We start from the raw sequence: 21,243 nt of genomic DNA on the forward strand, positions 1-21,243 counted from the left end.
TTCATGCTCAATTGCGCTACCACAGTAGGATTGAGCCCGTGACTAGCGAGCAGAACAAGAACTTCGACCTCTCGGCTTCCTTCAAGGCGTACGACGTCCGGGGCATCGTGGGGGAATCCATCACGGCTGAAATCGTCGAGGCGGTCGGTGCTGCCTTCATCGATGTTTTGGGTCTTGAAGGTGAAACCGTCCTTGTTGGCGGAGACATGCGCCCGTCCTCGCCGGAGTTCAGCCAGGCCTTCGCGAACGGTGCTGCCACGCGCGGCGCCAACGTCCTGTTGCTGGACTTGATCTCCACAGACGAGCTCTACTACGCCTGCGGTGCCCTGAACGCAGCCGGTGCCACATTCACCGCCAGCCACAACCCGGCCGAATACAACGGCATCAAAATGGCGAAGGCCGGAGCGCAACCGATTTCCTCCGAGAGCGGCCTGAAGGAAATCCAGGCCCTCGCCGAGCAATACCTGAACGAAGGCAGCATCCCCGCGGCGGCGACGCGCGGGCAGATCGGTGTTCGGGACGTGCTGAAGGACTACTCCGAATACCTGCGGCAGCTGGTGGACCTCTCCGGTTCCCGCCCGTTGAAGATCGTCGTGGACGCGGGCAACGGCATGGCCGGGCTGACCACCCCGGCAGTGCTCGGCAACAAACTCCTTCCTGCCCTGCCGTTCGAGATCATCCCGCTCTACTTCGAACTGGACGGCTCGTTCCCTAACCACCCGGCCAACCCGCTGGAACCGGAAAACCTCCGTGACCTCCAGGCTGCCGTGATCAAGCATGGCGCCGATATCGGCCTTGCCTTCGACGGCGATGCTGACCGCTGCTTTGTGATCGACGAAAAGGGCGAGCCGGTCTCCCCGTCGGCAATCACCGGCATGGTCGCGCGCAGGGAGATCGCCCGCGCCCAGGCATCAGGGGAACAGACCCCTGTCATCATCCACAACCTGCTAACGTCCAAGGCCGTTCCCGAACTCGTTGCCAAGGACGGCGGCCGGGCAGTCCGGACCCGCGTCGGGCACTCCTTTATCAAAGCCGTCATGGCCGAAGAAGGTGCCGTGTTCGGCGGGGAGCACTCTGCGCACTTCTACTTCCGCGATTTCTGGAACGCGGACACCGGAATGCTTGCCGCCATGCATGTCCTGGCAGCCCTGGGCGAGCAGGACGGTCCCCTCTCCGAACTCGGGCGCCAGTACGAGCCCTACGTTTCCTCCGGTGAAATCAACTCCGAGATCGACGACAAAGCAGGCGCCATCGAGCGGGTCCGCCTCGATTTCCAGAACGATGACGTCGAGATCGACCACATGGACGGCAGCACCTTCAGCGCCAAGGACGGCAGCTGGTGGTTCAACCTGCGCCCCTCCAACACCGAGCCCTTCCTCCGCTTGAACGCCGAAGCCAAAGACCTGCCCACCATGGAAAAAATCCGCGACCGCGTCCTGACTCTGGTCCGGGCATAGGGACCGGCAAACATGAGCGAGCAGCCCATCGACGACGCCGATTCCACCGGGACAATCCAGGAGCGTGAACTCCGTGAGATTCTGGGGACTGCACTGGGAACTGCCCAGGAGCACATTCTGCAGAACGGCGGCTTTCTCCCGTTTGGCATCACGCTTTCACATGAGGGTGAGATGCGGATTGTCATGGTTTCTCCAGGAGAGCCGGACGAAGACGGTCACATTGACGCGGGGGCAATGTTGACGGACGTCCAGGAATTACTTCGCCAGGGTCGGAACGATTACCGGGCCGCGGCCATCGCAAGTGATGTCGCGCTGCCCGAGCATGGCTCGGATGGCATCCACGGCACTGCCGAGCACCGGGATGGCGGGGTCATGGCAGCCGTCATCCCCTACGTCCACACACCTGAAGGGTTCGACTTCGGCGCCCTTGAGCCTGACACCCATGAGCCCTCGCTCTGGGTGGACTAGACCTGACTACGTAGGCTGATCCCATGAAAATCAACGCGTTCGCAGATGTGAGCCTCCGCGCCGTTATGGTGTTGGCGTCCGCCCCTGAGGGTACGTTGCTGACAACGCAGGCTGTTGCCGACGCCGTGGGTACTCCGTATAACCATGTCAGTAAGGCCATGGTCCGATTGCGGAGCCTTGGATTGATTGATGTGGAACGAGGCCGCTTGGGTGGCTCGCGCCTGAACGAAGCGGGTCGCCAAGCCACGGTTGGCCAACTCCTTCGTCACTTGGACAGCCGGCAGGATCCCGCCGAATGCCAGTCCCCCACTCATGACTGCCCCCTCATCACAGAGTGCGGTCTCCGCCACGCAATGAACCGGGCCCGCGAAGCGTTCTATCGTGAGCTCGACACCGTCGTCATCTCGTCCCTGCCTCATGCCCGGCAGATGAATCCGGTCTTCCAAACAATAGGCCTCCGGCCCGAATTCAGGTCCCCCGCAACCCTGCCCTGACGGCGTGCGGGCCGGATCGCGTTCCGATTTGCACATCTTTTCTACAAGGAGTAGAAATTGAGGTGTAAATATAAGCATTCCAAATGCTTGTATTGTGACGGTTCGGACGACCCAACCGGACCCCTACCCGCAGGAGAATCATGCTCTCGGAAAAATCCCGCCCCATTATTGAAGCCACCCTTCCCCTGGTCGGCTCGCGTATTGGTGACATCACCGCCGATTTCTACAAACGCCTCTTTGCAGCGCACCCCGAGTTGCTCGATGGACTGTTCAGCCGCTCCAACCAGCGCTCGGGTGATCAGCAACAGGCACTCGCCGGGAGCATCGCCGCCTTCGCCACCCATCTGGTGAACAACCCGGGCACGCTCCCGGAAAAGGTCCTGGCCCGGATCGCCCACAAGCACGCCTCACTGGGCATCGCCGAAGAGCAGTACGGAGTGGTCTACGAGCACCTCTTCGCAGCAATCGCGGCCGACTTGTCGGACGTCATTACACCAGAAATCGCCGAGGCATGGACAGAGGTTTACTGGCTTATGGCAGACGCCCTGATCAAGCTCGAAAAGGACCTCTATGCCTCCCAGTCAAACGATAAAATGTGGATGCCTTGGCGCGTGGTTTCCAAAGTACCGGCTGGCAAGGACGCCATGACATTCACCTTGGAACCTGCCGACGACACCGCCGTAACACCGGCCCTTCCCGGCCAGTATGTGAGCGTCAAGGTCACCCTCCCTGACGGCTTGCGCCAAGTTCGGCAGTATTCACTGTCAGGCGACGCCGGCACCAGCCGGATCTTCACCACCAAGCTAAACGACGGCGGCGAGGTGTCCACCGCCCTGCATACCGCCGTCGAACCTGGCGACGTACTCGAAATCTCCAACCCCTATGGCGAGATCACCCTCAAGGACGGCGAAGGGCCGGTTGTGCTCGCGTCAGCGGGCATCGGGTGCACGCCGACGGCCTCAATCCTGCGCTCTCTGGCTGAGGCGGGCACCGATCGCCAGGTTCTTGTCCTGCACGCCGAACGCTCCATGGACAGTTGGGCATTAAGCGGCCAAATGACTGCAGACGCCGCAAGCATTGACGCGGAACTGCAGCTCTGGCTTGAGTCGCCGCAGCCCAGCAACGAAGTGCACCGCGCCAAGGCAGGCTTCATGTCCCTGAGGGAAGTCGACATGCCGGCAGACGCTTCCCTGTACCTCTGCGGGCCCTTGCCCTTCATGAAGAAGATTCGCGACGAAGCGATTGAGGCCGGGATTCCGGCCACCCGGATCCACTACGAAGTTTTCGGCCCAGACGTCTGGCTCGCGAACTAAGGCAGAGCCGCAAAACCTGTAAAGCGCTAAAAGCACGACGGCGGCCCGTCACCTTTGATGAAAAAGGTGACGGGCCGCCGTCGTCTTAAGAACGCCGTTGTCCTTAAGAGGTCTAGCCCAGACGGCTCTTGAGGCCGTCCAGCTCGGACTGCAGCGCCGCGGGGAGAGACTCGCCGAAGTTGGCGAACCATTCCTCGATGGACGCAAGTTCCGTTTCCCACTCGCCGGCATCGACGCGGACGGCCGCTTCAACCTCGGCCGCGGTCATGTCCAGGCCCTCAAGGTCGATGGACTCACCGGTCGGAACGAAACCGATGGGCGTTTCCACAGCGTCTGCCTTGCCTTCGAGCCGTTCGATGGCCCACTTCAGCACGCGGGCGTTGTCCCCGAAACCGGGCCAGGCGAAGCCACCATCAGCGGTACGACGGAACCAGTTGACCAGGAAGATCTTGGGCAGTCGCTCCGGGTTTGCCTTCGCCGACAGGTTCACCCAGTGGTTCAGGTAGTCACCTGCGTCGTAGCCGATGAACGGCAGCATTGCCATGGGATCGCGGCGGACAACACCGACGGCGCCAGCAGCAGCAGCTGTGGTTTCCGAGGAAAGCGTGGCACCCATGAAGATACCGTTGGACCAGTCGCGGGCCTCGGTGACCAGCGGGATGGTGGTCTTACGGCGGCCGCCGAACAGGATCGCGGACAACTCCACACCGTCCGGGCTGAAGTATTCCTCAGCCAGCATGTCGATCTGGTCGATCGGCGTGCAGAAGCGGGAGTTCGGGTGTGCCGCCGGGGCGTCGGAGTCCGGAGTCCAGGACTCGCCGCGCCAGTCTGTCAGGTGCGCCGGCGTTTCCTCGGTCATACCTTCCCACCAGACGCCACCGTCGTCAGTCAGAGCGACGTTGGTGAAGATGCTGTTGCCCTTGGCGATGGCACGCATGGCATTGGGGTTGGTGCCCCAACCGGTACCCGGCGCGACGCCGAACAGGCCGGCTTCGGGGTTGACGGCGCGGAGCTCGCCTTCCTTGCCGAAACGCATCCACGTGATGTCGTCGCCGAGGGTCTCCACCTTCCAGCCCTTGATGGTGGGGTCGAGCAACGCAAGGTTGGTCTTGCCGCAAGCAGACGGGAAAGCAGCGGAGACGTAGTAGGTCTTCTGCTCGGGCGAGGTCAGCTTGAGGATGAGCATGTGCTCGGCCAGCCAGCCTTCATCGCGGGCCATCACAGAGGCGATACGCAGCGCGTAGCACTTCTTGCCCAGCAGGGCGTTTCCACCGTAGCCGGAACCGAAGGACCAGATGGAGCGCTCTTCGGGGAAGTGGACGATCCACTTGTCGGTGTTGCACGGCCATGCGACGTCGGCCTGGCCGGGTTCCAAGGGTGCGCCCAGCGAGTGGAGGGCGGGCACAAAGAATGCATCGGTCTGGGTGATCCGGTCCAGGACGTCCGTGCCAATGCGGGCCATGATGCGCATGGAAGCTACAACGTAGGCGGAGTCAGTGATCTCAACGCCGAACTTCGGGTCCTCTGCATCCAGGTGGCCCATGACGAACGGAATGACGTACATGGTGCGGCCGCGCATGGAGCCGGCGAACAGTCCGCGCAGCTTCTGCTTCATCTCGGACGGGGCCATCCAGTTGTTGGTAAAGCCAGCGTCGCGCTCGTTCTCGGAGCAGATGAAGGTCTGCTCCTCTACACGGGCAACGTCGGCCGGGTCAGAGAACGCCGCGAACGAATTCGGGAACGTTTCCGGGTTCAGCCTCTTCAGGGTGCCGGCCTCGACGAGTTCGTCGGTCAGCTTCTTGTTCTCTGCTTCACTGCCATCAACCCAGTGGATGCGGTCCGGCTGAGTCAGCTCGGCTACTTCCTCAACCCAGGCCAGCAGGCGTGCATGCGTAGTAGGTGCCTTCTCAAGCAGCGGCAGTCGCGCCAGATCGCCCATTGCGGTTCCCTTCCTCGGGTTCAGTGGTGTGTCCTAAACGATAGGGGTCCCGGACCAGACCAATCCCCTGTCAGACGTCAGATGTCCCGTGGGGAGGAAACGAAAAACCCCTAGAATTCAAGGTTTCAGTTTCGGAGAAGCGTGTTTTAAGTGAGGAAGGTCACATAGACCGGTCTAGTTGCCTAGATTACAGCTTTTCGATTTGGAACTTCACATGAACTTCTGTAAAGTTTATTGAGGTTCGAGGGGGTCAGAGAAACAGACCGCCGAGAATCACACGAAATGCGCCCATAGCTCAGCTGGATAGAGCGTCTGTCTACGGAACAGAAGGTCAGGGGTTCGAATCCCTTTGGGCGCACAGATTGAGACCCGCACCGGTTCGCCGGTGCGGGTCTTTTGTTTTGCCCGGGTTAGCCCAACTGAGTAGCAGTAGTGCGTGGGCCGAGCGCTGAAACGGGAAGGGCCGCCGTCGTACTTCCGAAAAGGTACGACGGCGGCCCTTGCCATTGGTGCGGACGCTTACTCCCCCACGGCCTCGCTGATGCGGCGGCGGATGCCGTCGAAGTGACGGTTGAGCAGCTCGGCCGAGAGCACCTTGTCTCCCGCTGCAACGGCGGCATAGATGTTCCGATGAATCGCGGCTGTCTTGGCCAGGTCCTCATTACCGGCGCCGATCTCTACGTGGATCTTCCGGTACACCTTCCAGAAGACCCCCATCAGGTTGATCAGCAGCTCGTTGTTAAGGGGTTCGAATAGTCGGCGGTGGAACTCTGCGTCGGCGGCCACGAAGTTCTCGCCGGCGGCAGCGAGTTCCTCCATTTGCTTCACAGATTCCTCGATGGACGCGAGCTGCTCCTTGGTCATCACATCGATGGAGGAGGCGATAAGCCCGGACTCCAAGGCCTGCCGCACGTCCACCAGCTGCAAGGCTTCGAGCCCCTGGTGCCGGAGGGAAAGCCGGCCCCGGAATGTCAGGCCATCAGCCAAGGCATCGAAGTTGCTGGGCGCCACGAACATGCCGAAGCCATGGCGGATCTCGATCACCCCCAGGGCCTGCAGCACTTTCAGGGACTCACGCAACGTATTGCGCCCTACACCGAGGGCGACTGAAAGTTCGCTCTCCGTGGGCAACGGGTCACCCGCCTCGAGCTCGCGCTCAAGGATGAGTTCCATAATGTCCGACTGCAATGCACGCAGCCGGGCCTGTGCACTGAACCGCGCTTGCGGAACGACACCGGAAGTTGTCATGGGGCTCTCCTTGCCGATGCACTCTTCCCGCAGAGGCCTGTGAACCTCGGATGCAGAAGGAGTGCGGTGTTAATATTGAGGCGAGCTTAATGCCCACCGCAGATTGAGTGACTCGCAACATACAATATCGGATGTCCCACCTCCTTGATAGGTATGTCTTCGGAATTCCTTGAGAATTCCGCATTCTGGCACCTGGACGGCGACGAACCCTCGAGGCTCCAGCTTCCCAGGCAGCCCCACCGTGATCCATTTCTCACTTGACGTCCCCTTGTGACCACCCTTACAGTTTCAATACGAGCATCGGACGTCCTACATCCGATAACCCACGACAGTCGAATGGTGAGGCACCCTAATGAGCAAGACCATCAACAGCCTGCCGCTGGTCAATGACGCCAGCCGCCGAAACTTCCTCAAGCTGAGCGGCGCAGTTAGTGCAGCCGCTGCCTTCACCGCGACCCTTTCTGCGTGCGGCGGCGCTGCCAGCACCACCGCGGGGAACGCAGCAAACACCGCGGCCGTGAACAAGGACCTCATCATCGAGGCAGGCATCTCCTACGCCCTCTCCACAGGCTTTGACCCGCTGAGCTCTTCGGGAGCCACACCGATGGCAGCCAACCTCCACATCTTCGAAGGCCTCATTGAGCTCCACCCGGCCACGCGCCAGCCCTACAACGCCCTGGCAGCGTCAGATCCAAAGAAAATCAACGACACCACCTATCAAGTGACCATCCGTGATGGTGCCAAATTCCATGACGGCTCCCCGGTCACCACCGAAGACGTGGCCTTTTCGTTTACCCGCGTCATGGACCCCGCGAACAAGTCGTTGTTCTCCCAGTTCATCCCCTTCATCCAGGATGTGAAGCCTCTGGATGCCAAGACGGTGGAATTCACGCTCAAGTACGCCTTCCCGGGCTTCGGGCCGCGAATTTCGGTGGTCAAGGTGGTCCCCAAGGCACTCGCCAGCGATCTGAAGGCCTTCGACGCCAAGCCAATCGGCTCCGGTCCTTACAAGCTGGTCTCCGCCGTCAAGGACGACAAGATCGTCTTCGAAGCGTTCGCAGACTACAACGGCCCCAAGCCTGCACTGGCCAAGGGCATGACCTGGCTCCTCCTTTCGGACGCCGCGGCCCGCGTTACTGCTGTCCAATCCGGCCGCGTGCAGGCCATCGAGGACGTTCCGTACCTGGACGTCGACGGCCTGAAGTCCAAGGTCAAGGTGGACTCCGTCCAGTCCTTCGGCCTGCTGTTCCTCATGTTCAACTGTGCCAAGGCCCCGTTCGACAACAAACTGGTCCGCCAAGCACTGCACTACGGCATGGACAAGGAATCCATCATCAAGAAGGCCCTGTTCGGCAACGCCAAGGCGGCCAGCTCCTACTTCCAGGAAGGCCACCCGGACTACGTCAAGGCCAAGAACGTCTACGGTTTTGACACTAAGAAGGCCGAAGACCTGCTCAAGCAGGCGGGCGTCAGCAGCCTCGAATTTGAACTCCTCACCACGGACACCGCCTGGGTGAAGGACGTTGCACCGCTGATCCTGGAGTCCTGGAACAAGATCCCTGGCGTCAAGGTCACCGTGAAGAGCCTCCAGTCCGGTGCCCTTTACAGCGACCGCGTGGGCAAGGGTGACTACACGGTGGCTGCGGCCCCGGGTGATCCCTCCGTATTCGGCAACGATGCTGACCTGCTGCTGAGCTGGTTCTACTCCGGCGCCACATGGATGGAGAAGCGCGCTTTCTGGACCACTCCTGAACGCACCAAGCTGCAGGAACTGATGAACAAGGGCTCGCAGGCCTCCGGAGACGACGCCAAGAAGGTGGTGGCCGAAATCGTGGACATGGTCTCGGACGAGGTCCCCCTCTACCCGGTCCTCCACCGCCAGCTTCCCAGCGCCTGGGACGAGAAAAAGCTCAAGGGCTTCCAGCCTCTGCCCACCACCGGATTGTCGTTCATCGACGTCGGACGTACCGCCTAGAAACCTGAGTTGCGAGGCCTGCTTTGCGGCCTAAATCCCCAAAGTAGCGCGCAGAGCAGGCCCCACAACCAGCAGCACCCCCAACCAACCGGAGAACAAATTGGTCACCATATTGCGTCTGCTTGGCCGCAGGCTGGCAGCATTGCCATTGATGATCCTGGGCATTACGTTGCTCGTCTTCCTCGTCCTGCAGGCCGCCCCGGGCGACCAAGCCAGCTCCGCCCTCGGTGACGGTGCCAGCGAAGAAGCCAAGCAGCAGTACCGCCAGGAAAATGGCCTGAACGATGCCCTGGTCCTGCAATACTTCCGTTTCCTGGGGAAGCTCCTGCAGTTCGATCTCGGCGTCACAACCCCGCCGGCAAAGTCAGTGGCATCCATGATCGGCTCTGCGTTCCCGTTGACGCTCCAGCTGACTTTCCTGGGTGTCATAATCGCAATTGTTCTGTCCCTGGCTTTCGGAATCCTCGGTGCCCTCTACCGCGACAAGTGGCAGGACCAGTTGATCCGGGTCTTCTCAATCGCCGCGATAGCCACGCCGTCGTTCTGGCTGGGCATCCTGCTCATCCAGTGGTTCGCACTCGGCGCCAGCCCGATGTTTCCCTCAGGCGGAATTGCGACGCCGGAATCCGGCTTTGGCGGTTGGCTGAACTCGATGGCCCTCCCGGCACTCGCGCTTGGAATTCCCGTCTCGGCATCGCTGATCCGTGTGGTGCGTACCTCGATGGTGGAAGAGCTTGACCGCGACTACGTCCGCACAGCCATCGGCAACGGTGTCCCCTACCGCGAAGTGGTTTCCAAGAATGTTCTCCGCAACGCCCTCGTCACCCCGGTGACCGTGCTGGGACTCCGCGTGGGCTATCTGCTGGGTGGCGCCGTCGTGATTGAAATGATCTTCGCCCTGCCCGGCATGGGCCAGCTGATCCTCAATGGCATCACCAACCTGGACGTCAATCTGGTCCAGGGCGTGGTGCTCACCATCTCGGTCACCTTTGTTCTGGTGAACATCGTGGTTGACCTTCTCTACCTGCTCATCAATCCCCGAATCAGGACGGTATAGCTCATGCGCAGCAAGCTCGCAGAACGGCTAAGTGCACCGGGCATCCGCTTCAAGGCCCTGCCCTGGGGCTCCCGCATCGCCCTGCTCTTCCTCATCTTGATTGTCTTCGCGGCCATTTTCGCGCCGATCATCGCCCCGCACGATCCGCTGGAGACCTTCATTCCGGCCACCCCGCCGGGCGCTGAACACTTCTTCGGCACCGATCGCCTGGGCCGCGACATTTTTTCGCGCCTGCTCTTCGGCGCACAGTCGTCGCTTTTGATCGGCCTCGGCGCGGTTGGTTTAGCCATCCTCGCCGGTGCGCTCCTGGGCTCCTTCGCAGCGACCTCCAGCAAGTCCGTGAACGAGATCATCATGCGGCTCATGGACATTCTCATGGCATTCCCGGGCATCGCTTTGGCCGCAGTCTTGCTGGCCGCTTTCGGCAACTCTGTTCCGACCATCATCATCGCAATCGCCATCATCTACACGCCGCAGCTGGCCCGCGTGGTTCGTGCCAACGTGCTCGCCCAATACGGCGAAGACTACGTCCGTGCCGAGCGCGTGATCGGTGCTGGCCGGTTCTACATCCTGGTCAAGCACATCGTCCGTAACACCGCAGCTCCTGTGTTGGTGTTCGCCACGGTCATGGTTGCCGACGCCATCATCCTCGAAGCCTCGCTCTCCTTCCTGGGCGCCGGCGTTCAGGATCCGGCGCCGTCCTGGGGCAACGTGATCTCCTACGGCCGCAATCTGGTGCTTTCCGGTGGCTGGTGGGCCACCACGTTCGCTGGCCTGACAATTCTGTTGACCGTCCTGTCCCTAAACATCCTCGCTGAGGGTCTCACTGACGCCATGGTGAACCCGAAGTTGCGTCGGGCCCCGGCGGTCAAGGACGACGACGGATCCTCCGCAGTGGTTGCTGTTGACACTGAGGTCGCCACCTCCGTTGCCCAGCCTTCGGTGGTTGAGGAACACGAGCTCGACGGCGTTCGGGCGGCTTCCGGCGACACGCCCGTCTCTGATTTCGGCGACTCCGCCGTACTGACTGATGTGAAGCTGGCCGCCGCCAACCCGCACCTCCTGCTGGACCGCGAACTGGAACTGCTGGCAGCCATCGAAGCCAAGCGAACGGACCGCCTCCCCCAGGTCTCCCCCGGAGCCCGCAATGTCCTTGAGGTGAAAAACCTGTCCATCCGTTTCCCGGGCCGCTTCGGCGAGACCGCGATCGTGGACAACGTCTCCTTCACCGTCCGAGAAGGCGAAACCATGGGCCTGGTGGGCGAGTCCGGTTGTGGCAAGTCGATCACGTCACTCGCTGTGATGGGCCTCCTGCCCAAGACAGCCCAGGTCACCGGGTCCATCTTGTTTGATGGCAAGGAACTCCTCGACGCAAAGACCCAGCACAGCAACCCCAAGGCCTATGAGGGGCTGCGCGGCGAGCAGATTGCCATGGTCTACCAGGATGCGTTGAGCTCGCTGAACCCGTCCATGAAGATCAAGGACCAGCTGGAGCAGCTCACCAAACGTGGCGGCCGAAAGACACCTGCTGAACTGCTGCAAATGGTAAAACTGGACCCCGCCAGGACGCTTGCCAGCTACCCCCACGAGCTCTCCGGGGGCCAACGCCAGCGCGTTCTGATTGCCATGGCCTTGTCCCGTTCACCGAAGATCGTGGTGGCCGACGAGCCCACCACGGCCTTGGATGTCACCGTTCAAAAGCAGGTGGTTGATCTGCTCAACGAACTCCGGGAGCAACTCGGCTTCGCCATGGTATTCGTCAGCCACGACCTCGCCTTGGTTGCCTCCCTGGCTCACCGCATCACAGTCATGTACGCCGGCCAAGTGGTGGAATCCGCCCAGTCTTCCGAGCTCCTGCAAAACCCCAAGCACGAGTACACCCGTGGCTTGTTGGGGGCCGTGCTCTCCATCGAGGCCGACGCCGTCCGGCTGCACCAGATCCCCGGCACAGTCCCTTCACCACGCGATTTTGCTGCGGGCGACCGCTTCGCGGCCCGCTCACTCAGGGCCGACGCCAACCCCAACCAAAAGCTCGTCCTCACCACCGTCCCGTCTCCCAATGGCGACGCTGCGGATCACTACTGGGCCAGCCACTTGAAGGAGGACGCGAAATGAGCGAATCAGGCTCCAAGCCGGTCATCGAGCTCAAGGACGTCAAGGTGTATCACCACGCCAGGACCGGCGGCTTGTTCCGGCCCAACATCGTCAAAGCTGTTGACGGAGTGGACTTCACCATCAGCCGCGGCGAAACCGTGGGCATCGTTGGTGAGTCCGGCTGTGGCAAGTCCACCCTCGCATCAGTTCTCGTGGGACTTCAGCCGCCGACGTCGGGCAAGGTTTTGTTCCACGGAAAGCCAGCCATCAAGCGCAACGCTGCAATGCGCAAGCAGTTTGGCCGCTCGGTCTCGGTGGTCTTCCAAGACCCGGCTACGGCACTGAACCCGCGAATGACCATCCAGGACATCCTCACCGACCCCCTTCAGATCCACGGCATCGGGAACGCTGCAAGCCGCGCTGCCAAGGTCAAGGAACTGTTGGCGCTGGTTGGCTTGCCACAATCGGCAGCCGAGGTGACGCCGTCGCAGGTTTCCGGTGGTCAGCGCCAACGTGTGGCGATCGCCCGGGCACTGGCGCTCGATCCGGACATCATCGTGGCGGACGAGCCGACGTCTGCCCTGGACGTTTCCGTCCGCGCGCAGGTCCTGAACCTGTTGTCAGATCTGAAGACCCAGCTGAACCTGGGCATGGTGTTCATCTCTCACGACATCCAAACAGTCCGCTATGTTTCGGACCGCATCTGCGTCATGTACTTCGGCAAAATCGTGGAACAAGGCACAGCCGCACAGGTCTTCGACAACCCCGGCAACGATTACACCAAGAAGCTGCTGGGCGCCGCGCCGAGCCTGCTCCACATCTAGTTTTCCCCTCACCAGCTACCAACAACGGAGATTTCTGTGTCCACTCAGTTCCAGGGCGTCATTCCCCCGGTCATCACGCCCCGCCACTCCGACGGCAGCATCGACACTGCGTCGCTGAAGAACGTCACCAAGCACCTGATCGACGGCGGTGTGTCCGGACTTTTCGTTCTGGGTTCCTCCGGCGAAGTCCCTTACCTGACCAATGACGAGCGTGAGCTGGTGGTCTCCACCATCGCCGACGCCAACGCCGGAGCGGTCCCGCTGATCGTCGGCGCCAACGAGCAGACCACCAACCGGGTGATCGAGGAAGCCCGAAAAGTGGTGGACCTGGGCGCTGACGCCATCGTGGTGACCTCCATGTACTACGCCATTGGCAACGCCGCGGAGACCGAAACTCACTTCCGCAGCATCCACGCAGCCGTCGAGAAGCCAATCTTCGCTTACGACGTCCCCGTCCGAACCCACTTCAAGCTCCCAACGGACCTGTTGGTCCGCTTGGGCCGTGATGGTGTCATCGCCGGCGTGAAGGACTCCTCCGGCGACGACGTTTCGTTCCGCCAGCTGCTCCTGGCAGCCAAGGACATTCCCAACTTCGACATCTTCACCGGTCACGAAGTTGTGGTGGATGGAGCCCTCCTCGGTGGCGCTCAGGGTGTTGTGCCGGGTCTTGGCAACGTGGATCCGGCCGGTTACCGCCGGCTGTTCGACGCCGCCAAGGCTGGCGACTGGGTTGGTGCCGCCCGGGAGCAGGACCGTCTGGCCGACGTCTTCGAGATCGTCTACGCCCCCAACGGCCGTGTCTCCGGTGGTGCCGGTGGGCTGGGAGCGTTCAAGACCGCGCTGCAGGTGATGGGCGTTATTGAGTCCAACACGATGAGCGAGCCGATGCTGTCCCTGAACTCCGATGAGACTGCGCTGATCCGTGAAATTCTGGAGCGGAACGGGCTGGTCTAGGCCTCCATGACCCACGTGATCGGCGTTGACCTCGGCGGCACCAAAACCGCCGCCGGGGTTGTTTCCGGCTTCGGTGAAGTGCTGATGTCGGAGACTATTCCGACGTTGAACCGGGCTGGCGGCCAGGCGATCCTCGACGCCACCGCTGCCCTGGTATCGGGTTTGATGCAACGCGCTGCCGACGCCGGAGTTTCAGTTTCCGGCGTCGGCATCGGCTCCGCCGGGGCTATTGATGCTTCTTCCGGCTCCGTGGTGTCAGCGACCGACGCGATTCTTGGCTGGGCCGGAACTGGTCTTGTTTCAGGCCTGTCCTCCCGGCTTTCGCTGTCTCCTTCTGCGGTCCGGGCCGTCAACGACGTCCATGCTCATGCCCTCGGCGAAGCGTGGCTTGGTGCCGCAGCTGGAACGTCCACTTCTCTTATGGTCGCGTTCGGAACGGGTGTGGGCGGCAGCTTCGTTGTGGATGGCACTCCTATTCTGGGGCATCACTTTGTTGGCGGTCATGTTGGGCATTTTGCCTCGCCCTACGCCACATGTGATGGGGCTCCGCTGCCATGTGTATGCGGCCATGCCGGACACGTCGAGGCCGTGGCTTCGGGACCCGCTATTCACGAGTCGTACCTGCGCTTTGGTGGTTCTTCACGCGAGGCGGCGGATACGCGCGGCGTGTTCGTGCTGGCTTCAAGTGCTCCTCCTGGCGTGCCCGACGGCGGTGCTGCCGCCACTGCCAGCCGAGCCGCTGCCTTGCGTGCCATTGATCTCGGGGCGGCCGCCGCAGGTCAAGCCGTAGGCGGACTCATCAACATTCTTGACCCTGAAACCGTAGTGATTTCCGGTGGGCTGGCGGACTCCGGCGGGCTCTGGTGGGAACCCATGGAAGCCGCCCTCCGCCAAGAGCTATTGGCCCCTCTTGCCGAGGTCCCCGTGGCGCGGGCAACCCTGGGCAACACCGCGGCCATCGTTGGTGCTGCGAAACTCGTCCTTTAGAAGAAAGAGACAGCATGATCCTGACCCTCGAAGGCCTCGAAGCCCTCCGTTCCCAGCTGATCGTCTCCTGCCAGGCCTACCCGGGCGAGCCGATGCGTGATCCCCGCACCACAGCTCAGGTGGCGGCATCAGCGGTCATCGGCGGCGCTGCGGCGATCCGCGTCCAAGGGCTGGCCGACGTACAGTTCACGCGTGCCGCCGTCGAAGTTCCCGTCATCGGCCTCTGGAAGGACGGTCATGATGGCGTCTTCATCACCCCCACGCTCCGGCATGCGCTTGCCGTGGCGAACGCAGGCGCGCATGTTGTGGCGATTGACGGTACCCGTCGGGCTCGCCCCGATGGTTTGTCGCTCGCTGCCACCGTTGCGGGCATCCACGCCGAGTCCCACGCCTTGGTCATGGCGGACTGCGGTTCCTTCGATGACGCCGTGGCAGCCGTTGAAGCCGGCGCAGACCTGATCGGAACCACCCTGTCCGGCTACACCGGAGAGCGCCCGAAGACTCCTGGCCCGGACCTGGAGCTGCTGGAGCAGATCGCCTCTGCCGATGTGGGCAAGCCCCTCATCGCCGAGGGTCGCATCCACACGCCGGAGCAGGCCCGCCAAGCACTGGATGCCGGGGCGTTTGCCGTAGTTGTTGGCACCGCCATTACACACCCGGCCACGATTACGGGCTGGTTCAAGGGTGCGATGCACACGGGCCTCACAACGCAGAGGTACCGGTTGTAGGCTTCTCCCATGAATGCCGAGAGCTCCCGTGAATTCGACGTAATTGTGATCGGCGCGGGCGCCGTCGGGGAAAACGTGGCGGACAGGGTGGTTCGTGGCGGTCTGACGGCAGTGATTGTGGAAAGCGAACTGGTTGGCGGCGAATGCTCGTACTGGGCGTGCATTCCCTCCAAAGCACTCCTTCGGCCAGGCAGCGTGCTCCACGCGGCGCAGGGAATTCCTGGAGCTTCGGAAGCGGTCACCGGAGTTATTGACGCAGGATCGGCCCTGAAACACCGGGACTGGTTCACGAACAATTGGCAGGACGGTAGCCAGCTCGAATGGCTGGATAGTGCCGGCATTGAACTGATCCGTGGGCGGGGCCGCATCACAGGACCGCGAGAGGTCCAGGTGGACGGGCTCGACGGCAACAGCTATGCGCTCAAAGCGCACCACGCCGTGGTTGTGGCCACAGGCTCAACCCCCACCATTCCGGATATTGAGGGCTTAAAGGACGTACCGTTCTGGACTACCCGTGGCGCCACTGCCGCAAAAGTCGTCCCACAGCGGTTCGCGGTGCTCGGAGGCGGAGTGGCCGGCGTCGAATTGGCCCAGGCTTTTGCCCGCCTTGGATCGGTGGTGACACTCATCGCTCGTGGTCGTCTTCTGAGCAGCTATGCCGAAGAGGCGGCCGACCTGGTCCTGGCCGGGCTGCGCGCCGATGGGGTAACAGTCCACCTCCACACGGATGTGGACAAGGTAGAAAAGAACGACGACGGCTCGGTGACAGTCACGTTCCACGGCGGGGCCGTCACGGCTGACAAACTCCTGGTCGCATCCGGGCGGCATCCAACGTTGGCCAATTTGGGCTTGGATAATGTGGGCGTTGAACCGCAGAACGGAAAACCGCTCCGGCTCACTACGGACGCCAGTGGCTTGGTGGAGGGCCCGGCAAGCGATGGAACCAGCGGACTGTGGCTGTACGCGGCAGGCGATGCCGCGGGCAAAGTGCTTCTGACGCATCAGGGCAAATACGAGGCCAGAGCAACCGGTGATGCAATCGTCGCAAGGGCAAACGGCAAACTCACGGGCACCCCGAAACCTTGGAGCGCGTGGGCGCACACTGCCAACGAGCACGCCATTCCAAGCGTCGTCTTCACGGATCCGGAAGTGGCCTCGGTGGGTCCTGGCCTTGAGCAGGCCCTCCTCCAGGGCAAGCATGTCACCGGAGTGGAATTGCCCATCGATGTCTCGGGATCCCAGCTCTATTCCGCCGATTACAAAGGGTGGGCGCAGATCGTGGTGGACGAGGACCGCAAAGTGATTCTTGGCGCTACGTTCGTCGGCCCCGGGGTGGCTGAACTGCTCCACTCGGCCACCATCGCGATCGTCGGCGAAGTTCCCTTGGACAGGTTGTGGCATGCAGTTCCGTCGTATCCCACCATCAGCGAGGTGTGGTTGCGCCTCTTGGAGAAATACGGCCTCTAGCTCCTATTTGAACTGACCGGTCAGTTCAGTTAGACTTTCAGCAGACACCATTTCTGCGAAAGGCTCATTGTGCTGTCCGTACAGCAACTCCAGATCAACGGCCGCCGGGACGATCTCCTTCCGGCAACGTCACTCCAGGCCCGTCGTGGCCAACTCTTGCTCGTGGCTGGCGAAGGCCAGGATCAGCGGACTGCCTTGGCCTTGGCACTCAGTGGCCGCATGAAACCCAGCAACGGCGTCCTCAGTTGGGACAACAACAGCAAGACCAAGAAGATCCGGCTGGCGAGCGCCTTGGTGGATTCGCCCGGCGTCAATGAGCCTGAACAGCATCTAAGTGTTCGCGACCTCGTCACAGAGGACCTCTCCCTCATCCCCGCCGTTACCGCGGCGCACTGCTCAGCAAGCCGTGGCTGAAGACCAACAGCTTTGAGGACATCGCCGGCCTGTGGATTGAACAGCTTCCCGCCGGCCGCCGGCTCGAGCTTCTGACTGCCCTCGCTTTGGCAGATCCAGCAACGGACCTCCTCGTGATCGACTCCCCCGATCGCCACAGCGCCGATCCCGCGGCATGGCTGCCCCGACTTGAGGCACTTGCGTCCGACGCCGGGCGGCCGCTTGCCGTCGTCGCCGTCGTCGGTGCCCTCCCGGACAACTGGACTGGCCCTGCTGCGGTGATTGGCAACTCAGTCGCGCATCCGCCGGAACCGGAAACCGGTGAAGCCGCGCAGCCGGCAAGGACGACGAACCCGCAGACCACAATCGCGGCCCGCGAGATTCAAGATGAAGCAACCGAACCTGAATTCCAAGACCTCCAAAGGACTGCAAAGTGACTGTTCTGCGGCTCGCCCGCTCCGAACTCAAGCGCATGACCGGCGGGCTCCTCCCCAAGCTGACCATCCTGGCCCTGACCATGGTGCCGCTGCTCTACGGCGCGGTGTATCTCTACGCCAACTGGGATCCGTACGGCAACCTGAACCAGATCGACGCCGCATTGGTAGTGGAGGACACGGGGGCAACCTCCAAGGATGGCACCGAGCTGCAGGCCGGTAGGAAGGTTGCCGACAGCTTGGTAGATGGCCACGTCTTCAACTGGAAGCAGGTTTCCAGTCCGGAAGCTGCGGATGCCGGCGTCCGTTCAGGCGAATACGCCTTCGCGCTGCGCATCCCCAAGGACTTCTCCGCCAACCTGGTCTCCCCCGGCAATTTCGACGCCGCCAACCAGGCAATGCTCCATGTCACGACGAACGACGCCAACAACTACCTCCTGAGCACCATCGTGGACAAGCTCACCACAGCCGTGCATTCAACGGTCGCCAAGGAGGTGGGCGAGGAAACAGCCAATCAGCTCCTCACGGGCTTCGGTACCATCCACGCCTCCATCGTGAAGGCTGCGGACGGAGCATCCGAACTTGCCACGGGAGTAGGTCAGCTCAGTGATGGCGCTGCAACGCTGCATGACGGAACCACCCAGTTGGTCACCGGCGCCGATCAGCTCGTCGCTGGTCAAACGCAACTCCGCGATGGCGCTGTGCAACTCAATGACGGCGCGAGCCAGCTGAGCTCGGGCCTCACTGAGCTGAAGAACAAAACTGCCACCCTGCCTGCCGATTCGAAGAAACTCGCCGACGGTGCGGCGCAAGTAGCCGCCGGGAACGCCGAGCTGAATGCAAAAGTCCAGGACGTCGTCGGGCAGCTTGATGCCGCAGACAAAGGCCTTCGCAATCGCGTTGTCGAGTCCACTGCGCGGCTGGTGAGTGCTGGCGTGCTGACGCAGGAGCAGGCTGACAAGGTCCTGGCCGATTTCGACTCCACTGCAACCTCCGGCCCGGTTACCGACGCCAAGGCCAAGATCGCGGGCGACGCCGCCAAGATCCAGCAGCTCTCCGATGGCTCAGCTGCCGTGAGCGCAGGCGCATCGAAGCTTGCCGCAGCCACACCAACGTTGACTGACGCGATTTCGAGGGCAGCGGCCGGAGCCGGGCAGTTGAAAACCGGGGCGTCCGCGCTGGCCGCTGGCCAGCAGAGCGCACTGGACGGTGCCATCAAGCTCGACGACGGCGCCCACCAACTCAACGACGGCGCCGGAGAGCTTGCCACCGGCGCGGTGAAGGCCTCTGATGGCTCACACACCCTGGCCACAGAACTTGCCAAGGGTGCCGGAGAAATCCCGAACCCGAACGATGAACAAAAGAGCAGTGTGTCCAAAGTGATCGCCGACCCCGTCGCGGTGGACAACGTATCGCAGGCCAAGGCAGGTTCTTATGGCGCCGGTCTGGCGCCCTTCTTCCTTACGCTGGCCTTGTGGATCGGAGTGTTCATGCTGGTGCAGGCCATGCGCCCCATCACCCAACGTGCGCTGGCATCCAACGCACGCGCTTGGAAAATCGCGGTGGGTGGCTGGCTTCCGTTCTTCGTTGTCTCGGTCCTGCAGGCCACTATCCTGACCCTCGTGGTGAATCTGGGCCTCGGCTTGAACGCCGCCCACCCCGTAGGCATGTGGTTGTTCATGCTGGCCGCCGTCATGGCGTTCAGTGCGATCATCCAGGGCATCGTGGCGCTCATGGGAACCCCGGGCAAGTTCGTGGTGCTGATCCTGCTGGTCCTGCAGCTTGTGTCCTCGGGCGGTACGTTCCCCTGGCAGACCACTCCCATGCCACTTCACGTGGTGCACGAAGTCCTGCCCATGGGCTACGTGGTCACGGGAATGCGGCACCTGATCTACGGCGGGGAACTCAGCATGATCTGGCCAACAGTTCTGGGCCTGCTTGGATACACTTTGCTGGGAGCGGCACTGTCCACTCTCGCGGTCCGCAAACACAAGATGTGGACCCTCAAGACGCTGAAGCCGGAGATCGCCGTATGAGTACCACCCAGCCGGCAGCCCCTTCAGAGCGAGGGCCCGCCGCAGGAACCGCCGAAAAGAAGCTGCGCCCCGGGCGCACCAACGCCACCAAGCAGCGCCTCTTCGAAGCGTCCATGGAGCTGATTGGCGAACGTGGCGCTGCGGGCGTCACCGTGGATGAGATCGCGGCCGCGGCCGGCGTCTCCAAGGGGACGGTCTATTACAACTTCGGCAGCAAATCGGACCTGATCGCGCAGCTGCTGCGGCATGGCGTGGACATCATGCTGGTCCGTCTCCAGGCAATCGAAGGCCAAGCCAGCGATCCCCTCGAATCCATGAGGAACATGGTGGGCCAAGCCATGGAATTCATGGACGAATACCCATCCTTCGCGCGCCTTTGGGTGAGTGAAAACTGGCGGACGCCGGGCGAGTGGAGTGCCGTCTTCGCCGAACTCCGGGCAGAACTCCTCGCCGTCATCGGCTCTGCGGTGGAACGAGTGGCCTCCGGATACAAGGTGGACGAGTCCATCGTCCGCGGCAGCCTGGAGGCGGCCATCTTCGGGGCTATCTTCGTGGTGGGACTCGACCGGCAAACCTACAACCCGGAGCGTACCCGGGAACAAAGTGTCGCCGCGGTCATGACCATCATGCACGGATACGTCATCAAGTAGGTTCGAGCAGGCTCCGTAACGGTATCCAACTGCAATCTACGACGGCGTGGCGCGGCCCGCTGGTCGGCGATGATTAGACTCATGCGTCACATGGGGAACAGCGGAAAGCTTGCGGTGGTAGCCGCTTTTATGTCCCTCGGGCTTTTGGTGCTCGCAGCCGTGGTCCTCGAAGAACTCGTCCTGTACCTATTTTTGGGAGCGGTGCTGACCTGCTATTTGGCATCGATAGTGCAGGTCTTCAACCGGCGGCGATACCTCGTGGTTCTCCTTGGCGCTGCCGGCACCAGCCTGTTCATCGGCTTCAGCATTGCATTCCTGCGCATGTGGGGCCTCGCGTTCAACCAGGACGCCAATTCCATGGGGAGTGCCGTCAGCACCGAGGACTCAGACATCTACTTCTACCTGGCCGCAGTGGCTGGGGTGGGGACGCTGGCTGTGCTGTTCCTCGGGGCGGTCTGGCCGTCCTTTGCTTCCAGCCGGGCCAGGCAACCCACGCCGGTGGCCAAAAGAACCACAACGCCAACTAAACGAGCTGCCAGCTCACGTCCAGCGGCGCCTGCCAAACGCCCAACTACATCGACGGCACGTCCTTCGAGCGCCGTAAAGGCCTCTTCGGCGAAGCGTCCCGCAACACCCCGCACGCCTTCGACGGCAGCCAAGCGTCCGACGTCGGGCGTTTCGTCTCAACGCAAACCCGCTTCCAAGCGCTAACGCCCCACCCCCCT

Annotated in this window: 17 protein-coding genes, 1 tRNA gene and 1 pseudogene; 17 read left to right on the plus strand and 2 right to left on the minus strand. The window is 62.1% G+C overall.

Features of this window, described 5'->3' with window-relative positions; translation table 11 throughout:
- The first annotated feature begins 38 nt into the window (after positions 1-38).
- The 4 genes from ACTAQJ_RS12625 (at position 39) to ACTAQJ_RS12640 (ending at position 3,732) form a co-directional block, all read left to right on the plus strand.
- The gene (locus ACTAQJ_RS12625; RefSeq protein ID WP_431118339.1) at positions 39-1,457 is read left to right on the plus strand and encodes a phosphomannomutase/phosphoglucomutase; all 1,419 of its coding nucleotides are present in this window, start codon (positions 39-41) and stop codon (positions 1,455-1,457) included.
- Positions 1,458-1,469: 12 nt separating this feature from the next.
- The gene (locus tag ACTAQJ_RS12630) at positions 1,470-1,925 is read left to right on the plus strand and encodes a hypothetical protein (protein ID WP_477514369.1); all 456 of its coding nucleotides are present in this window, start codon (positions 1,470-1,472) and stop codon (positions 1,923-1,925) included.
- Positions 1,926-1,948: 23 nt separating this feature from the next.
- On the plus strand, positions 1,949-2,419 hold the full coding sequence (locus ACTAQJ_RS12635; protein ID WP_224094402.1) for an RrF2 family transcriptional regulator: 471 nt from the start codon (positions 1,949-1,951) through the stop codon (positions 2,417-2,419).
- Positions 2,420-2,559: 140 nt separating this feature from the next.
- The gene (locus ACTAQJ_RS12640) at positions 2,560-3,732 is read left to right on the plus strand and encodes a globin domain-containing protein (protein WP_498696551.1); all 1,173 of its coding nucleotides are present in this window, start codon (positions 2,560-2,562) and stop codon (positions 3,730-3,732) included.
- A gap of 112 nt (positions 3,733-3,844) precedes the next feature.
- Here ACTAQJ_RS12640 and ACTAQJ_RS12645 read toward each other — a convergent pair whose 3' ends face one another.
- Entirely contained in the window at positions 3,845-5,671 is a 1,827-nt protein-coding gene (locus ACTAQJ_RS12645) for a phosphoenolpyruvate carboxykinase (GTP) (RefSeq protein WP_498696552.1), read from the minus strand.
- 284 nt (positions 5,672-5,955) lie between these two features.
- On the opposite strand from ACTAQJ_RS12645, the gene ACTAQJ_RS12650 reads away from it, so the two are divergent.
- A tRNA-Arg gene (locus tag ACTAQJ_RS12650) sits at positions 5,956-6,029 on the plus strand.
- Between the two features lie 161 nt (positions 6,030-6,190).
- Here ACTAQJ_RS12650 and ACTAQJ_RS12655 read toward each other — a convergent pair.
- Entirely contained in the window at positions 6,191-6,919 is a 729-nt protein-coding gene (locus tag ACTAQJ_RS12655) for a FadR/GntR family transcriptional regulator (RefSeq protein ID WP_477514371.1), read from the minus strand.
- Positions 6,920-7,271: 352 nt separating this feature from the next.
- On the opposite strand from ACTAQJ_RS12655, the gene ACTAQJ_RS12660 reads away from it, so the two are divergent.
- From ACTAQJ_RS12660 to ACTAQJ_RS12715, 12 genes and pseudogenes are all read left to right on the plus strand, one after another.
- Positions 7,272-8,894 carry an ABC transporter substrate-binding protein gene (locus tag ACTAQJ_RS12660; protein ID WP_498696555.1) on the plus strand — a complete coding sequence of 541 codons (1,623 nt, stop codon included), beginning with the start codon at positions 7,272-7,274 and terminating at the stop codon, positions 8,892-8,894.
- 151 nt (positions 8,895-9,045) lie between these two features.
- Entirely contained in the window at positions 9,046-9,951 is a 906-nt protein-coding gene (locus tag ACTAQJ_RS12665; protein WP_498702189.1) for an ABC transporter permease, read from the plus strand.
- Between the two features lie 3 nt (positions 9,952-9,954).
- Positions 9,955-12,066 carry a dipeptide/oligopeptide/nickel ABC transporter permease/ATP-binding protein gene (locus ACTAQJ_RS12670; protein ID WP_498696556.1) on the plus strand — a complete coding sequence of 704 codons (2,112 nt, stop codon included), beginning with the start codon at positions 9,955-9,957 and terminating at the stop codon, positions 12,064-12,066.
- Positions 12,063-12,869 (plus strand): ABC transporter ATP-binding protein, encoded by an 807-nt coding sequence (locus ACTAQJ_RS12675; RefSeq protein ID WP_442004729.1) that lies wholly within the window; start codon positions 12,063-12,065, stop codon positions 12,867-12,869. The genes ACTAQJ_RS12670 and ACTAQJ_RS12675 overlap by 4 nt, the downstream gene beginning before the upstream one ends.
- Positions 12,870-12,905: 36 nt before the next feature.
- Positions 12,906-13,823, plus strand: a complete 918-nt coding sequence (locus tag ACTAQJ_RS12680) for a dihydrodipicolinate synthase family protein (protein ID WP_498696558.1) — start codon at positions 12,906-12,908, stop codon at positions 13,821-13,823.
- A gap of 6 nt (positions 13,824-13,829) precedes the next feature.
- Positions 13,830-14,810, plus strand: coding sequence for an ROK family protein (locus ACTAQJ_RS12685; protein WP_498696560.1), 981 nt, complete (start codon positions 13,830-13,832; stop codon positions 14,808-14,810).
- 14 nt (positions 14,811-14,824) lie between these two features.
- On the plus strand, positions 14,825-15,538 hold the full coding sequence (locus ACTAQJ_RS12690) for an N-acetylmannosamine-6-phosphate 2-epimerase (RefSeq protein WP_498696562.1): 714 nt from the start codon (positions 14,825-14,827) through the stop codon (positions 15,536-15,538).
- Positions 15,539-15,547: 9 nt separating this feature from the next.
- On the plus strand, positions 15,548-17,005 hold the full coding sequence (locus ACTAQJ_RS12695; protein ID WP_498696564.1) for a dihydrolipoyl dehydrogenase family protein: 1,458 nt from the start codon (positions 15,548-15,550) through the stop codon (positions 17,003-17,005).
- Between the two features lie 69 nt (positions 17,006-17,074).
- Positions 17,075-17,835: pseudogene (locus tag ACTAQJ_RS12700) on the plus strand (ABC transporter ATP-binding protein).
- Positions 17,832-19,868 (plus strand): YhgE/Pip family protein, encoded by a 2,037-nt coding sequence (locus tag ACTAQJ_RS12705; protein ID WP_498696565.1) that lies wholly within the window; start codon positions 17,832-17,834, stop codon positions 19,866-19,868. The pseudogene ACTAQJ_RS12700 and the gene ACTAQJ_RS12705 overlap by 4 nt, the downstream one beginning before the upstream one ends.
- The gene (locus ACTAQJ_RS12710; protein ID WP_498696567.1) at positions 19,865-20,518 is read left to right on the plus strand and encodes a TetR/AcrR family transcriptional regulator; all 654 of its coding nucleotides are present in this window, start codon (positions 19,865-19,867) and stop codon (positions 20,516-20,518) included. The genes ACTAQJ_RS12705 and ACTAQJ_RS12710 overlap by 4 nt, the downstream gene beginning before the upstream one ends.
- A 90-nt stretch (positions 20,519-20,608) precedes the next feature.
- Positions 20,609-21,229, plus strand: a complete 621-nt coding sequence (locus ACTAQJ_RS12715; RefSeq protein ID WP_498696569.1) for a hypothetical protein — start codon at positions 20,609-20,611, stop codon at positions 21,227-21,229.
- Positions 21,230-21,243: the final 14 nt, after the last annotated feature.

It is taken from the genome of Arthrobacter sp. alpha11c (assembly GCF_054149985.1).

Bases quoted from the DNA above. Each gene is read 5' to 3' on its own strand.
- ACTAQJ_RS12685 (WP_498696560.1), top strand. From the start codon at position 13,830: ATGACCCACGTGATCGGCGTTGACCTCGGCGGCACCAAAACCGCCGCC.
- ACTAQJ_RS12635 (WP_224094402.1), top strand. From the start codon at position 1,949: ATGAAAATCAACGCGTTCGCAGATGTGAGCCTCCGCGCCGTTATGGTG.
- ACTAQJ_RS12665 (WP_498702189.1), top strand. From the start codon at position 9,046: ATGATCCTGGGCATTACGTTGCTCGTCTTCCTCGTCCTGCAGGCCGCC.
- ACTAQJ_RS12690 (WP_498696562.1), top strand. From the start codon at position 14,825: ATGATCCTGACCCTCGAAGGCCTCGAAGCCCTCCGTTCCCAGCTGATC.
- ACTAQJ_RS12670 (WP_498696556.1), top strand. From the start codon at position 9,955: ATGCGCAGCAAGCTCGCAGAACGGCTAAGTGCACCGGGCATCCGCTTC.
- ACTAQJ_RS12660 (WP_498696555.1), top strand. From the start codon at position 7,272: ATGAGCAAGACCATCAACAGCCTGCCGCTGGTCAATGACGCCAGCCGC.
- ACTAQJ_RS12715 (WP_498696569.1), top strand. From the start codon at position 20,609: ATGGGGAACAGCGGAAAGCTTGCGGTGGTAGCCGCTTTTATGTCCCTC.
- ACTAQJ_RS12630 (WP_477514369.1), top strand. From the start codon at position 1,470: ATGAGCGAGCAGCCCATCGACGACGCCGATTCCACCGGGACAATCCAG.
- ACTAQJ_RS12645 (WP_498696552.1), bottom strand. From the start codon at position 5,671: ATGGGCGATCTGGCGCGACTGCCGCTGCTTGAGAAGGCACCTACTACG.
- ACTAQJ_RS12640 (WP_498696551.1), top strand. From the start codon at position 2,560: ATGCTCTCGGAAAAATCCCGCCCCATTATTGAAGCCACCCTTCCCCTG.
- ACTAQJ_RS12655 (WP_477514371.1), bottom strand. From the start codon at position 6,919: ATGACAACTTCCGGTGTCGTTCCGCAAGCGCGGTTCAGTGCACAGGCC.
- ACTAQJ_RS12710 (WP_498696567.1), top strand. From the start codon at position 19,865: ATGAGTACCACCCAGCCGGCAGCCCCTTCAGAGCGAGGGCCCGCCGCA.
- ACTAQJ_RS12695 (WP_498696564.1), top strand. From the start codon at position 15,548: ATGAATGCCGAGAGCTCCCGTGAATTCGACGTAATTGTGATCGGCGCG.
- ACTAQJ_RS12675 (WP_442004729.1), top strand. From the start codon at position 12,063: ATGAGCGAATCAGGCTCCAAGCCGGTCATCGAGCTCAAGGACGTCAAG.